Source organism: Blastomonas natatoria, assembly GCF_003201955.1.
Taxonomy (GTDB): domain Bacteria; phylum Pseudomonadota; class Alphaproteobacteria; order Sphingomonadales; family Sphingomonadaceae; genus Blastomonas; species Blastomonas natatoria.
In genome coordinates this window covers 87918-100812 of record NZ_QJJM01000007.1, presented here as the reverse complement: position 1 = coordinate 100812, position 12895 = coordinate 87918, and the positions used below count along the sequence as shown (strand labels likewise).

Annotated in this window: 14 protein-coding genes; 8 read left to right on the top strand and 6 right to left on the bottom strand. The window is 62.1% G+C overall.

Features of this window, described 5'->3' with window-relative positions:
- Positions 1 to 53: 53 nt before the first annotated feature.
- Positions 54 to 677, bottom strand: a complete 624-nt coding sequence (locus C7451_RS10335) for a TetR/AcrR family transcriptional regulator (protein ID WP_110298883.1) — start codon at positions 675 to 677, stop codon at positions 54 to 56.
- 839 nt (positions 678 to 1516) lie between these two features.
- Here C7451_RS10335 and C7451_RS10330 point away from each other — a divergent pair.
- From C7451_RS10330 to bfr, 3 genes are all read left to right on the top strand, one after another.
- Positions 1517 to 2755: a DUF418 domain-containing protein gene (locus C7451_RS10330; RefSeq protein ID WP_110298882.1), complete on the top strand. Its 1239-nt coding sequence runs from the start codon at positions 1517 to 1519 to the stop codon at positions 2753 to 2755.
- A 65-nt stretch (positions 2756 to 2820) separates the two neighbouring features.
- Entirely contained in the window at positions 2821 to 2991 is a 171-nt protein-coding gene (locus C7451_RS10325) for a (2Fe-2S)-binding protein (RefSeq protein WP_110298881.1), read from the top strand.
- Positions 2992 to 3137: 146 nt separating this feature from the next.
- Positions 3138 to 3617 carry a bacterioferritin gene (gene bfr / locus C7451_RS10320; protein ID WP_066284375.1) on the top strand — a complete coding sequence of 160 codons (480 nt, stop codon included), beginning with the start codon at positions 3138 to 3140 and terminating at the stop codon, positions 3615 to 3617.
- 265 nt (positions 3618 to 3882) lie between these two features.
- Here bfr and C7451_RS10315 read toward each other — a convergent pair whose 3' ends face one another.
- Positions 3883 to 5085: a glycoside hydrolase family 5 protein gene (locus C7451_RS10315; protein WP_110298880.1), complete on the bottom strand. Its 1203-nt coding sequence runs from the start codon at positions 5083 to 5085 to the stop codon at positions 3883 to 3885.
- Positions 5086 to 5313: 228 nt separating this feature from the next.
- On the opposite strand from C7451_RS10315, the gene C7451_RS10310 reads away from it, so the two are divergent.
- Genes C7451_RS10310 through C7451_RS10295 form a run of 4 tightly spaced genes read left to right on the top strand, consistent with a single transcriptional unit; the run spans position 5314 to position 8518 of the window.
- Positions 5314 to 6291, top strand: coding sequence for an alpha/beta hydrolase (locus tag C7451_RS10310; RefSeq protein WP_110298879.1), 978 nt, complete (start codon positions 5314 to 5316; stop codon positions 6289 to 6291).
- Positions 6288 to 7040 (top strand): hypothetical protein, encoded by a 753-nt coding sequence (locus tag C7451_RS10305; protein ID WP_110298878.1) that lies wholly within the window; start codon positions 6288 to 6290, stop codon positions 7038 to 7040. The genes C7451_RS10310 and C7451_RS10305 overlap by 4 nt, the downstream gene beginning before the upstream one ends.
- Before the next feature lie 16 nt (positions 7041 to 7056).
- The gene (locus tag C7451_RS10300; protein ID WP_110298877.1) at positions 7057 to 7533 is read left to right on the top strand and encodes an RNA pyrophosphohydrolase; all 477 of its coding nucleotides are present in this window, start codon (positions 7057 to 7059) and stop codon (positions 7531 to 7533) included.
- A gap of 37 nt (positions 7534 to 7570) precedes the next feature.
- Positions 7571 to 8518 (top strand): DUF481 domain-containing protein, encoded by a 948-nt coding sequence (locus C7451_RS10295; protein WP_110298876.1) that lies wholly within the window; start codon positions 7571 to 7573, stop codon positions 8516 to 8518.
- A gap of 275 nt (positions 8519 to 8793) precedes the next feature.
- Here C7451_RS10295 and C7451_RS10285 read toward each other — a convergent pair whose 3' ends face one another.
- The 4 genes from C7451_RS10285 to C7451_RS10270 all read right to left on the bottom strand — a co-directional run bounded on the left by C7451_RS10285 (position 8794) and on the right by C7451_RS10270 (position 12253).
- Complete coding sequence (locus C7451_RS10285) at positions 8794 to 9549, bottom strand: hypothetical protein (RefSeq protein ID WP_146215347.1); 756 nt, start codon at positions 9547 to 9549, stop codon at positions 8794 to 8796.
- 168 nt (positions 9550 to 9717) lie between these two features.
- A complete protein-coding gene (locus C7451_RS10280; RefSeq protein WP_110298874.1) occupies positions 9718 to 10272 on the bottom strand; it encodes a GNAT family N-acetyltransferase in 555 nt (184 codons plus the stop codon).
- A 149-nt stretch (positions 10273 to 10421) separates the two neighbouring features.
- Entirely contained in the window at positions 10422 to 10910 is a 489-nt protein-coding gene (locus C7451_RS10275) for a glycine zipper 2TM domain-containing protein (protein WP_110298873.1), read from the bottom strand.
- Between the two features lie 209 nt (positions 10911 to 11119).
- The gene (locus C7451_RS10270) at positions 11120 to 12253 is read right to left on the bottom strand and encodes a zinc-binding dehydrogenase (RefSeq protein ID WP_110298872.1); all 1134 of its coding nucleotides are present in this window, start codon (positions 12251 to 12253) and stop codon (positions 11120 to 11122) included.
- 95 nt (positions 12254 to 12348) lie between these two features.
- Between C7451_RS10270 and C7451_RS10265 the strand changes: the two genes are divergently transcribed.
- On the top strand, positions 12349 to 12891 hold the full coding sequence (locus tag C7451_RS10265; RefSeq protein WP_110299017.1) for a pseudouridine synthase: 543 nt from the start codon (positions 12349 to 12351) through the stop codon (positions 12889 to 12891).
- The last annotated feature ends 4 nt before the right edge of the window (positions 12892 to 12895 follow it).

Sequence of the window (12895 nt, the reverse complement as noted above, 5' to 3'; positions counted from 1 at the left end):
GGTTTTTCGAACAGACCATTTGGTCTATACGTCGAAAATGCCGCAAATACAGGCTATCCGCGTTCGACCATGATGCACAGCATGTCCGTGACCAGCCTGACCGGGGCGGCATCGTGGCGGCTGCGGGCCAGCACCAGTGCGCCCTCCTGAGCCGCTATGATGGTGGCCGACATGTCTCGCGCGCGAACGACGGCCACGCCTTCGGCCATCAGCCAGCGCGCCAGCCGCATTTCGATCCGCTGGTACGCAATGCGCACCGCTTCGCTCAAGGGGCCGTTCGCTCCGCCCTGTTCCTGACCGATCACGGCCAGCAGCGAACCATCCAGCCAGTCGGTCCGTTCGAGCCAGGCCGCCGTAACGTCCGACAAGCTGCGCAAAAATCCAATGATATCAATCCCGCTTGCCGAAAGCTGATCGATGGCGTGCAGAGAAGAATCCGCAATCCGCCCGACACAGGCTTCGGCCAGCTCAGGCTTGCCGCCCGGAAAATGGTGATAGAGCGAGCCCTTTGGCGTCTCCGAAAGCGCCAGAATCTCCGAAAGACCGATCGCATGATAGCCGCGTTGCTGGAACAGGCGGGTCGCCACGCTGATCAGGCGCAGCCGCGTGGGGTGCATATGGGAATCAGCGCCATCAGGTCCCGAAAGCGCAGTGGGATCGAGCAGAAATGCCAGCATAGACCAAGCAGTCTAGCGACACCTCTTATCGTGTCAAGCAATCGCCGAATCCCATGCTGTTTGCCGTTAACTTCTGCCCGCCTGACCGCAGCTGACTGGCTCTAATCGAGGAAAAATCTGTTAACCTGTGGCTCAGCGGCGTTAATGCCGGATCAACCCGTTGTCCTTGCGCATTAACTTTTTGTCAGGGCGGAGTTACCTGCGGATTATGGGCCGACCAGTCCATCAACCCTTTTGCAAGATTTGGAGCACTAGACCAACACCGCACCTCCGAAATTGCGCAGGAACGTCATGTATAACATTGTTTTTATTACCTTAATTTTTCTTCATAAATTCCTTAAGAACAGATAAACCGGCCCAATCTATCCGTTAACCATTCCTAACAATGATCTAACAAGCCGCAGGCTCTGCCGCACCTGTTGCAGACGGCGATCCGATGGCAATTTTTGGTCTGGTTGGTCCATTAACCTTTGCACGGCGGACCGGACGGTCCAAAACGCCCATTTGGCACACGATTTTTCCTCGATATTGGGGTGCACAACGCCTTCCCGCGCTTTCAGCAGGCCTCGCAAGCATCCGATTTCGGCTCTTGCGGCTGGACCGCGCGGTCCGAAGCCAGACTGGGCGGTCTGCGAGTGTACCGCAAAATGGACCGCTTGGTCTGGACGGGCCTCGAAGCTCGGGAATCCGGCCTTTTCTGCCCTCCCCTGCCCTTTTCTGACCCAACGCTGCTTGCTACTCGCACTCAAGCCTTGTTGCCGGACCGCGCAACTGTGTTACAAGACTAACGCGGCAGGACCTGCGCACGCGCAGATGGCGGTCGCAAGGGGGCTTGGCAGATGACACAGACCGATCGCCACTTATCGCTCGATGCCATTCGCGGTTTTGCCGTGATGGGCATCCTGCTGCTCAACATTATCGGTTTTTCGATGCCGGACGCGGGCTATGTGAACCCGGCAGCTTGGGGCGGCACGGATCCGGTTAATGCCGGCGTCTGGGCCATCAACTTCACCCTGTTTGACGGCAAGATGCGCGGGCTGTTCAGTGTGCTGTTCGGGGCGAGCATGCTGCTGGTGATGCAGCGGGCAGAAGCGGCCGGGCAGAACGCCCGGAGCGTGCACCTCAACCGCATGGCCTGGCTGTTCGTGATCGGAGCCGCCCATTTCATCCTGCTCTGGTGGGGTGATATCCTGGTGCCTTATGCGATCTGCGGCACGCTGGCGCTGTTCTTCGTCGACAAGGACGTGAAGCAGCTGCTGCGCTGGGCGGCCATCTTCTACCTGCTCTATTTCCTGCTCACCCTGGTCATGGTCGGCGGCGGCTGGTGGCAAGCGATCCAGGCGGCGGAACCCGGCGCCAATCCCGCCATGGTCAGGGGCACGCAGGAAATGCTGGCCAGCTTCGGCAAGCCGGGCACAAAGGACATTGCCGAAAGCCTCGACGTCTATCGCAGCGGCTGGCTCACGATCGTCCAGCACCATCTGGCGCTGTTTCCGGACTCGCTGGTCAGCACGCTGTTCTTCTTCACGCTCGATACGCTGGGCATGATGCTGCTGGGCATGGCGATGCTCAAGAGCGGCTTCATCCTGGGGCTTTGGGCACCTGCCATCTATGCGAAAATCGCGACGCGCGCCTTTCTCATCGGCCTGCCGCCGATGATCGCGCTGGCCGTATGGGTCATCATGAGCGGTTTCGATACGGTCATCACCTTCGGCGCGTTTTTCAGCTTTTCCTTCCCCTTCCGCATCGTTCTGACCGTGGGCTGGGCCGCTGCGCTGCTGCTGCTGATCGTGAAGCACCGCGAGAACCCGATGATCACCCGCGTCGCTGCAGCAGGACGAGCCGCATTCAGCAACTATCTCGGCACCAGCCTGGCCATGACGTTCGTCTTTTATGGCTGGGGGCTGGGGCTGTTCGGCCAGATCGACCGCGCAACGGCCATGCTCTTCGTGTTCGCGGCGTGGGGAATCATGCTCGCCTGGTCCAGACCCTGGCTTCAGCGCCATCGGTTCGGCCCTGCCGAATGGCTGTGGCGCTCGCTCGCGCGCCGGAAACTGCAGCCGATGCGTTTGCGATAGAATCGCAAAAAGACTGTTGCGATGCGTTCTCAATATCGCTATCTGGTTGCGAACAGGAGAGACGCATGGTTGTTTGCATCTGCAATGCGATTCGGGAACAGGATCTGAAGGACGCCCTGCGCGATGGCGCGGCCCGTCCGGCAGAGGTTTATGCCCGGCTCGGTCGGCGTCCGAAATGCGGCCAGTGCCTTTCGTTTGCGCAAAGCATTATCACCCGGGAAACTGCGACCGCCTAGCAATATCCCAGGATTTTCCTGTTAAAATTCAATAATTTCCCGCGCTGCACAGTCTTTCTTTTTGGAAAGATTACCGCTATTCTGTGCTCCTGATCGAAATACCGCTACAGGCCCGGGACCGGCCTGGCGAATACAGGAGCATCCACATGAAGGGCGACCCCAAGGTCATCGAATTTCTCAACGACGCGCTCAAGAACGAGCTGACGGCGATCAACCAGTATTTCCTCCATTCCAAGATGCTGGCCAACTGGGGCATCAACAAGCTCGCCAAGTACGAGTATGAGGAATCGATCGACGAGATGAAGCACGCCGACAAGCTGGCGGACCGCATCCTGTTCCTCGATGGCCTGCCCAATTTCCAGCTGCTCGGCCGCCTCAAGATCGGCGAGACCGTGGAGGAAATCCTGAAGGCCGACCTCGCGCTCGAAAACGAGGCCATCCCCCTGCTCAAGGAAGGCATCGCCTATTGCGAGAGCGTCCGCGACTACGGCACGCGCGACCTGCTCGCCTATATCCTCAAGAGCGAGGAAGAGCATGTCGACACGATCGAGGCGCAGTTCGACCTGATCGAGCGCATGGGCATCCACAATTACATCCAGTTGCAGTCGAGCCCGGTCGAGGATTGACGAGAAAACGCGCTGCGCGGCGGCTCACACCCCGCCCGCAGCGCCTTCCATCGTCCAGCCGGGCCTGGCCGGTGTACTGGAACCGCCCGATATTGCCTGAGCCAGGGATGCCATATTCGTCATAGCGGTTGATCGCGATGGTGTTGCTATTGCCATCGGCGATCGCTGTGACCGATCCCTGGTGGTTGGTGAACAGATAGCGGCGGATCGAGGCAGACGTTCCAGCGCCCTCGAACCACAGCTGCGGCGTATCCGCGCCTTGCGTTCAGAACCGCTGATTGAGCCGCCAATGGCGCAGCAATGTCCTGTGCCCTGGCGAGTTCACCCCCCCGAAAAGCGTCGGATAGGTGCCGACCTGCTCGGCATCGGGCGCGAAGCTGGGGTTCCAGCCGTTCCAGGTGTTGTAGGTATGGAACAGCCAGTCGATGCCATTGTCCTCCAGGATCGCGACCATGTCGGCTATCCACGTATCGCGCCCCTTGGCCCAGCGGACCACGCCGAATTCGGTCGCCATCATGCGGACACCGTGTTGCCGGGCGAAGTCGACCGCCGGCTGCATCGAGCGCGCCAGCGCGCCCTTGTCCCAGAACCGGGGCATTTCGCTGTCATATTCGCGAAGGATGCCGGGATAGACGGCTCCGCGCGCAATCGTGCCCACGCCCTGATGGGTGAAATTGTGCGGCGCATAGTCGTGAAACGAATAGAGAATGGCCGGATCGTCGAGCAGCGGCATCGAGCCGTATCGCCCCGGAAAGCCCCAGGGCCAGGGCATCACCGCAATCCAGATATGCGGGTTGATGGCGCGGATCCTGCGAATAGCCTCCGGCATGATCTGTTCGTACCAGATCGCGCCGTCACGCTCGCGGCGCAGCGTGTAATTGGGCTCGTTGAAAACGTCATAGGCGAAGATCGCAGGATCATCGCGCAACTCTTCCGCCATTGCGGTCCAGAACTGCATCAGGCTGGGGCGGATATGCGTTCTGAACGAACCTCCGGTGGAATCGTCGAGCTTGACCAGATCGCGTCCAAAGACGCCGCTGGCGGCCAGCATGACGCCGACGCCCAGACGGCTGCATTCTGCGGTAAACCTCTTCAGCATGGCCAGATTGTTGCGATAGGGCGCGAGCGGCTCTGCGCGGGTCGGGCGCAGGGCGACGCCCTTGGTCGCGGTGCCCGCAGCCATATCGGTGCCGAAATTGATACGGACGGTGTTCACGCCCCATGAGGCAAGCTCGCGGGCGATGGATGGCGAAAGGCTGCCCGGTGAAAGCTCAAGGTTGAGGCCGCGCATCCTGGGCGGCAGGACCGGGGTTCCGGCGATCGGTCGCGGTGCCTGGCCCTGCCATGCTCCCGTCGCCGTCTGGGTCAGCCCGACGATTGCCGCCGCTCCTGCACCCGCCAGCAACGCCCGGCGGGTCACCGGGTCTGTCGCATCGGGCTCGGGCAAAGGGTGTTCGGGCAGTGTCATCGGGTCCCAGCATATTCCGCGAAGCTGAACGCTCTATGACATGCCCCCCAAAGGGCCCGACGTCATCAGCTTGGCTGGCTGCTGTGTCATGGATCAGCCGGTGCGCAAAGCTCAATCACGGCAGCGCGGCGGGCTGTAGCGGGAAAGCCGGGCAGAAAATGACGATGGACCGACCGCCACCGAGCGGTTAACCTCGCGATTAAACAGCAACAGGCAGACGAGGCGAGGATGAGCGAAACGATCGAGATGGAACCGATGGCGGGCAGTGCAGAGGCACCGTTCGTGCGGCCTGACGTGGCGATGCTGCTGGCGATGATGCAGGCAACGGGCGCCCCGCCGATGAACGAGATGCCGCTCGCCGAAGCGCGCGAGGCCTATCGGATGATGCGGATGGTCGCCGATGCCGATCCGACGCCGCTGGCCATCATCCGCGACCTCACCTGCCCCGGCCCGGCGGGCGATATTCCGCTGCGCTATTACGACGCGCGCGAAAGCCGCGAGCCGGGCCCTGCGATCATGTTCTTCCATGGCGGCGGCTTCGTGATCGGCGATCTGGAGACGCACCACCCCTATTGCACCGAGCTCGCCGCCAAGCTGGACCTGCCGGTCATCGCGGTGGATTACCGCCTGGCCCCCGAGCACCCCTTCCCCGCCGCGCCCGATGATTGCGAAGCAGCGGCCCGCTGGCTGGCGGAAAACGGCAAGCAGCTCGGCCTCGACATAACCGGCCTCGTCTTCACCGGCGACAGCGCGGGCGGCAACCTGACCATCGTGATCACCCAGGCACTGATGGCAAGGCCCGCTGCCGTGCCCGTCATCGCCCAGGCCCCGCTTTACCCGGTGGTGGATTCGAGCCAGACCGGCGGATCGTTCACCGAGTTTTCGGAAGGCTATCTGCTGACCGCCGACGCCATGAAATGGTTCGGTGACAATTATGCCGCGGTTCCCGGCGATGTCCGCAATGACTGCATCCTGGGCGCTCTTGCCAGCCTGCCACCGACGCTGCTGGTCACCGCCGGGCTTGATCCCCTGCGCGATCAGGGCCGGGATTTCGCCGCCAGGGCCATCAAGGCCGGGGTTGATGTTACCTACAGGGAGATGCGCGGCACGATCCATGGCTTCATCTGCCTGCGCAAGGGCGTGCCCTCGGCTCAGGACGACTGCGACGCGATCTTCGCCGGCATGAAGGCGCTGCTGTCCCGATGAGCGTCCGCACCGGCACCATATGGTATCGGCGTCTGGCATTTGCCGGGCTGTCGCTGGCTGCGCTCGCGACACCCGATTTTGCAATTTCGCAAAACCCGCCTCAGGTTCGCAATGCCCCCGATCTGGCCGGGGAGATTGCGACCTATCGCGAGCAGCGCGCGAAGGATCCGGAAGGGTGCTGTACATATTCGGCGCCCGTTTTTGGCCGCGAGGTGCGTTTTCAGGTGTTCGGCACGTTCGAACCGGCGTTTGAGGCGAAGAACGAGCGGCAGATGATCGTCGAATTCGTGCCAGAGGGCGAAACGGTCGAGAACTGGACGCGGATGATCACCTTTTCCACCTTCAGGGGCGCAGGCGCCGCACCGGTCTCTACGGCTGACATGCAGCAGCGGTTCTTCAACGTGTCTGCAGGCTGCGAAGTTGCGAACTTCTCGCGGGTCATCGCCAGCGGGAGGCTTGCCGATGGCACCGAATACAACCTGTCGAGCAATGGATGCGGCTCCACAGCCGCAGGTGGCTATCCCGGAGCGCGATCGGGCCGAGGCGAACAGTTTCTGGCGCTCCTGCTGCGCGATCCCGCCAATGTCGCGGTGCTGCAATATGCCGAACGCGGCGAGGGCTTCTCTGCCGGTCAGGAGCCGGTCACCGATGCCATGGTTCCGGCCGTGATGAGCCGCTTTCGTTCCATCGCAATTTGCCGCGACAAGGCCGTGTCGGACAATTGCTCCATTGCCTTTGCGGCTCCCTGACAGCTAAGGCACGGCGATGAACGGATTCGACAGCCTTCCCTATCGCCCCTGCGCGGGCATCATGCTGGTAAACCAGTTGGGCAAGGTGTTTGTCGGCCAGCGGCTCGACAGCACGGCCGATGCCTGGCAGATGCCGCAGGGAGGCATCGACCCCGGCGAGGATCCCGAACAGGCCGCCTATCGCGAACTGGGCGAGGAAACCGGCATCGCCCAGCATCTTGCCGAGATCATTGCCCGCTCGCGCGACGAGCATCTGTATGATCTGCCGCCGGAACTGATGGGCAAGGTCTGGGGCGGCAAGTACCGCGGCCAGCGCCAGCTCTGGTTTCTCATGCGGTTCATGGGCTCGGATAGCGACATCAATATCGAGACCGAGCATCAGGAATTTCGCACGTGGCGCTGGGCCGATCCCGACAGCCTCGAGGGACTGATCGTGCCTTTCAAGCGACGACTGTACCGCGCCGTGGTGGAAGAGTTCCGCCCGTTGATCTAGGCTGGTCGCCCGCAGACCAATCGGGAGCCCTTCAGGCATGACCATCCGCCGCGCGCTCTCCGGCGCTATCCTGCTTTTTTCGTCATGTGCCTCCCCTTCGGCCGCGCAGGCTCCCGATGCGGTCAGCAAGATGATCGATGCAGCCCTCCAGTCCGGTGACGCCGCCGGACTGGACGTGGTCATACGATACGCCAAGCAGGCGCATCCCCAGGCCGCTGAAGCCATCGATGCGCAAGTTGCAGCCTTTCGGGCAGCCAATGCTCCGGCAAGTTCTGCCCCGGAAACGGTGACCGCCGCTGCAGCGCAAACCAAGTCCGAGCAGGCGTCCGTCGAACAGGCTTCTGCCATCAAATATTCCGGCGAAGGTGAACTTGGCGCTTTTGCGACCACGGGCAATGCTCCCGGCATCGGGCTGGCAGCCGGTCTGAAACTGAACAGCGAAGGCGAGGATTGGCGTCTGGCACTGCTGGGCCGGGCAGATTATCAGGAAGCAAACGGGGTGGTGGTGCGCGAGCAATATCGCTTCAGCGCCGAGCCCAATTACAAGTTCGACCAGCGGGGCTATGTCTATGGCCTTGGCCAGTACGAACAGGATCGCTTCCAGGGATTTCACGCACGCTACAGTCTCTCAGGCGGTGTCGGATACAGCGTGCTGACCGGCGACAGCGCCAAGATGAGCGTCAAGGCCGGGCCCGCGTGGCGCCACACGCGCCTGACAACGGGCATGAATGAATCGGTACTGGCCGGGCTCGCCTCTGTGGACATCAAGGTCAAGCTGACGCCAACCATTCAACTCACCGAGGCGGCCAGTGCCTATGTGGACGAGGAGCGCAGTACGCTATTCTCCGTCGCGGCGCTGGATTCGCAGCTGATCGGCAAGCTGAAGGCGCGGCTGTCCTATACGGTGCAATATGAATCGAATCCGGCCCTGGGCCGCGCGCCGACCGACACCACCAGCCGGCTCACTCTGGTCTACGGCTTTTAGAGCACTTTCCGACCAATCTAGATCACCGGGACGGAGCCGATTTTGGCCGAGTGCAAGGATCGAGGAGGGAGCCATGCCAACGCATAGTGACCGACGAGAGACGCCGCAATCGGCCAAAAGGGGCCCGCCCCTCCGGGGTTGTCGCAGGAAGCTTCTCGGACGGCGTCGCCTTGCTTGGACGGGCCACCAGCCCGCCCGGCGCAACGCTCCTTGCCAAGACGCTTCCTGCGACAATCACGGTGACCCAGATTGGTCGGAAAGTGCTCTAAGCGCTCTCAGCGCCCGCCATTGGCGACGATATCGACCTCGGTCCCGCCATTCGCCATGGGCTTGAGGAACAGCACATAGGCCGCATCCCCCTTGGTTCCGCCGAGCACATGGTCGCTGCCGCGCAGCTGATATTCTGCGGAATAACCACCGCGCCTGGCCTTGGTGTAATAGAAATCGACCACGTTCTTCAGCGCCGCCGGTGTGGTGAAATTCACAACGCGGATGTTGCACTGGCCCTTGGCGACGCCGGCAGCCTCTTTCACATTGGCCCGCGGATAGACGGCGAAATCGGCAGGCATGCGGCTCGCCCAGCTCATCGCATATTCCAGCTTGCCCTGACACAGACCATTTTGCTGAGCGGCCTTCGCCCCCAGAGTGCTTCCCTGATTGCAGTCCTTGCATTCTTCAGCCGCGACCTTGGTCGGCTCGGGCGCCTTCATCAGTCCACGCGGGCCGATTGCAGCAGCAGCCGCCTTTTCCGTAGCCGCCAGCTGGCCCTTGGGCGTGCTGGCAGACGGAACCGATCCATCGCTGCCTTCGCCCAGCACCGCATTGCGGTTCGATTTGTCGACAAGATCGGGATCGACAAGAATCTGATCTTCCAGAGCGCCCTTCATCGCAGGATCCGCCGCATCCGCCAGAAGTGCCGCGTCTTCATTCTCGGCCGACTTTTCGGCGGCATCCTGGCACGCTACCAGCGCGAGCGCCGCACCGCCCAGCACCAGCAGATTGCGCGTCATTGCAAACGGAATTCGGGCCATGGCTCATATCCTCGAAAAATCGACCGGATGCCGTCCCTTGGCAGAGAAGGCGTTAGCATTACGTTAGCCATGCCTTGCGGGGCGCGAAACTGTCCCGTCGAAAGAGGGTTAACCCTGCGACTATCTCGGGCCTCATTGTCCCAAAACGGGATTGGGCGCTAACCCGTTTCAGAACCGGACAAATTTCTTTCGGTTTACCTGCCATTCGGCCTTGGTCTGGCCGTAGCGATCGACGGGATGGTCCTGATACGGCGCGGGCAGACGTGTCGGCCCCTGATTGGTGGAGCCGAGCCGCTCGGCAAGCGCGATCGACGCCTCGTTTGCCGGATCGATCGTGTGTATCACGCTTTCCCAGCCCAGCAGATCGAACGCATAGTCGATGGTGGCGACGGCAGCTTCGAGCGCGTACCCCCTGCCCGCATGGCTGCGCAACACGCCCCAGCCAACTTCCTCGCCGGGCCAGCCATCAGGATACCAGGGGCCGACGCGTCCGATCCATTCGCCGGTGTCGCGCGTGACCAGCGAAAACATGGCATATCCGCGTATGTGCCAGGCGCCAGCCATGGAGCAAAGTCCCCGCCATGCGACAGAGCGCGGCTGGACACCGCCCAGAAAGCGCATGGTTTCTTCATCCGCGCAGAATTCGGCCCAGCGCTCGAAATCCTCTGGCCCCGGCGGCCGCAGGATCAGGCGCTCCGTCACCAAAATCGGTCCGTTGATCATTGCGCCCTCCCCTGCTGTCTGCCTGCGGGGATAGGCATGGGCGGACGCCTTGGCAAGCACCGCGCACAAGCGAAACCCCTCCCCGCCTCGCGGCGAGAAGGGGTCTCCCCGTTCACCCTGCCGCGGACACTCGGCAGGGGTGACCTCTGTTAACGGCAGCGGAAGCCGTTGCCGCTGTTGCGATCGATCGACCGGCCCAGCAGGGCACCAGCGATACCGCCGATCACCGCTCCCGTGGTACGATCACCGCGGCCCGCAATTTCGCTGCCGGCCAGGGCGCCAGCGGCACCACCGATCAGCAGGCCCGTCGTGCCGTTGTCGCGGCGGCAATAGTATCGACCGTCATTGCCGCGCCAGTACTGGCCGTTCCAGCCGCGCGCCTGACGGCGGTCGAAGCGACGGTCGAAGCGGCGATCGTTGCGGTCGTCCCAGCGGTCGCGGCCATAGCCGCGGTCATAGCCGCGACGACCCCAGTCGTCGTCATAACCGCGCCACTGGTGCGCGACCGGCGCCCGATAATCGACACCATAGGCCTGCACTACACTTGTTGCGGGATGGGCAACCGGGGCGGCCATGGCTGGAGCGGCCGAAATGGTGACTGCACCGGCGGCGGCAGCAGCAAGAATGAACTTCTTCATAATCTGTCTCCCTTGAGACCGGGACAGCGCCGATTCGCCATCCGTTGCGTTCATGTTTAAGGGAGCGAAACTGAACAGGCCGTGGGAGCGTCGTTCATCTTGCAGCAGGTTTTGATGAAGGCCGTAACGCCGAAGCGGGATCCCCGCATTCGCAGGAAGGACGTCAAGGGGGGCGAGGAAGGCGAATGCCTCCCATCGCCCCCGCCCAATCACTTTTGCGGGCAGATCAGGAACTTTTCTCCGGTTGCCTTAGCATAATAGCGCGACACGACGTCAGCTTGCAGCGCCTCTTCCAGCGAAAGTTCATCGGTATAGTGGCTCGCAAAAGTGGTCTTGAGCTCATCGGCGACCCGCGCACGCAGGCGCATCGCGACCTCGGTGCCAGCCTTGGCGAGGAAATTCGGCAGCAGCCAGCCACCGACGCCCCAAGCCATGCCATAGCCGCGGCTGAGCACTGTCGGCGAAGTATCGAGGCCACCATATAGATAGACCTGCTTGTGATGCACCGAACCGTAGATGCTGTACGCACCGGGAGTCCGCGCCGCGGCACCTTCCATGGCCGTCAGGATGTTCGACGCCAGTTGTCCGCCGCCGGTCGCGTCGAATGCCAGCGTGGCGCCCGTTGCATGGACCGCATCGGTCAGATCGGCCATGAAGCTTTCGCTGCTTGAATCGACAATATGCTTGGCCCCCATGCCACGCAGCAACTCGGCCTGCTCGGGCTTGCGCACGACATTGACCAGTTCGACACCATCGGCCCGGCAGATTCGGTTGAGCATCTGCCCCAGATTGGATGCAGCGGCGGTGTGGACCAGCGCCGAATGGCCTTCCAACCGCATGGTCTCGACCATCGACAGCGCGGTGAGCGGGTTGACGAAGCACGACGCGCCGTCGCGTGCGGTGTGGCCGTCCTTGAGCACCAGGCACATCATCGCCGGGGCCTTGCGATATTCGGCATACATGCCGCCGCCCATCACCGCGACAACCTTGCCCATCAGGCTCTGCGCATAATCGCCCGCACCTGCCGCAACCACGGTGCCCGCACCTTCGTTGCCGACGGTCAATGCCTGACCGATGCGCGCCTTCATCACGCCCATGCCCTGCGGGGAGACCGGCACCGACAGTTTCGTCGCCTTGCCTTCGCCCGAACTTGTCGCCTTGGCCATGCTGGCCCATCCGAACATCACGCCCTGATCCGAAGGATTGATCGGCGTCGCCTCGACACGAATGAGAACGTCGTCCTCGCCCAGCTCGGGAATCGGCTTTTCTACCAGTTCCATCGTCAGTTCGCCCTCGGCGCTGACGGTGGAGATCATCTGCAGATAGGTTGACGGAAGCGTCATGTTTCAGGCCTCTCTCTTAAAGGGTTGTTGTGCGATGCATCCCTGTGCCAAGCCTTGGCCGACAATGCCACCCATGATGCGCAGAAAGTGTGCTCTTGCCCCGTCTGATCCTGCTCAACAAACCCTTTGGCGTGATCTGCCAGTTCAGCGGGGATGGTTCGCGCCCCACGCTTGCGGATTACGTGCCCGTGCCGAATGTCTATCCCGCAGGCAGGCTTGATCAGGATAGCGAGGGCCTGGTTCTGCTCACTGACGATGGAAGGCTGCAGGCTCGTATTGCCGACCCGAAGCACAAACTGCCCAAAACCTATCTGGTGCAGATCGAAGGCGCGATCACAGATGCCGCGATTGCGAAGTTGCAAACAGGATTGATGCTCAAGGATGGCATGACCCGACCCGCTGAGGCCAGTCGCATCGATCCGCCCCTTATATGGCCGCGCAATCCACCGGTACGCTTCCGAAAATCGGTCCCGGATGGCTGGATCTCGCTGATTTTGCGCGAAGGCAGGAACCGGCAGGTTCGCCGCATGACCGCTGCCGTCGGCTTTCCCACGCTCAGGCTGGTCCGATGGCAAGTGGACCGCTGGTCGATCGAAGGACTGGCTCCGGGCGAGTGGCGTGAGGTGAAAGCGGCTTGAAACC

Coding starts and splice junctions, on each gene's coding strand:
- C7451_RS10330 (WP_110298882.1), top strand. CDS start 1,517: ATGACACAGACCGATCGCCACTTATCGCTCGATGCCATTCGCGGTTTT.
- C7451_RS10285 (WP_146215347.1), bottom strand. CDS start 9,549: ATGGCCCGAATTCCGTTTGCAATGACGCGCAATCTGCTGGTGCTGGGC.
- C7451_RS10275 (WP_110298873.1), bottom strand. CDS start 10,910: ATGAAGAAGTTCATTCTTGCTGCTGCCGCCGCCGGTGCAGTCACCATT.
- C7451_RS10335 (WP_110298883.1), bottom strand. CDS start 677: ATGCTGGCATTTCTGCTCGATCCCACTGCGCTTTCGGGACCTGATGGC.
- bfr (WP_066284375.1), top strand. CDS start 3,138: ATGAAGGGCGACCCCAAGGTCATCGAATTTCTCAACGACGCGCTCAAG.
- C7451_RS10305 (WP_110298878.1), top strand. CDS start 6,288: ATGAGCGTCCGCACCGGCACCATATGGTATCGGCGTCTGGCATTTGCC.
- C7451_RS10325 (WP_110298881.1), top strand. CDS start 2,821: ATGGTTGTTTGCATCTGCAATGCGATTCGGGAACAGGATCTGAAGGAC.
- C7451_RS10295 (WP_110298876.1), top strand. CDS start 7,571: ATGACCATCCGCCGCGCGCTCTCCGGCGCTATCCTGCTTTTTTCGTCA.
- C7451_RS10310 (WP_110298879.1), top strand. CDS start 5,314: ATGAGCGAAACGATCGAGATGGAACCGATGGCGGGCAGTGCAGAGGCA.
- C7451_RS10315 (WP_110298880.1), bottom strand. CDS start 5,085: ATGACACTGCCCGAACACCCTTTGCCCGAGCCCGATGCGACAGACCCG.
- C7451_RS10270 (WP_110298872.1), bottom strand. CDS start 12,253: ATGACGCTTCCGTCAACCTATCTGCAGATGATCTCCACCGTCAGCGCC.
- C7451_RS10280 (WP_110298874.1), bottom strand. CDS start 10,272: ATGATCAACGGACCGATTTTGGTGACGGAGCGCCTGATCCTGCGGCCG.
- C7451_RS10300 (WP_110298877.1), top strand. CDS start 7,057: ATGAACGGATTCGACAGCCTTCCCTATCGCCCCTGCGCGGGCATCATG.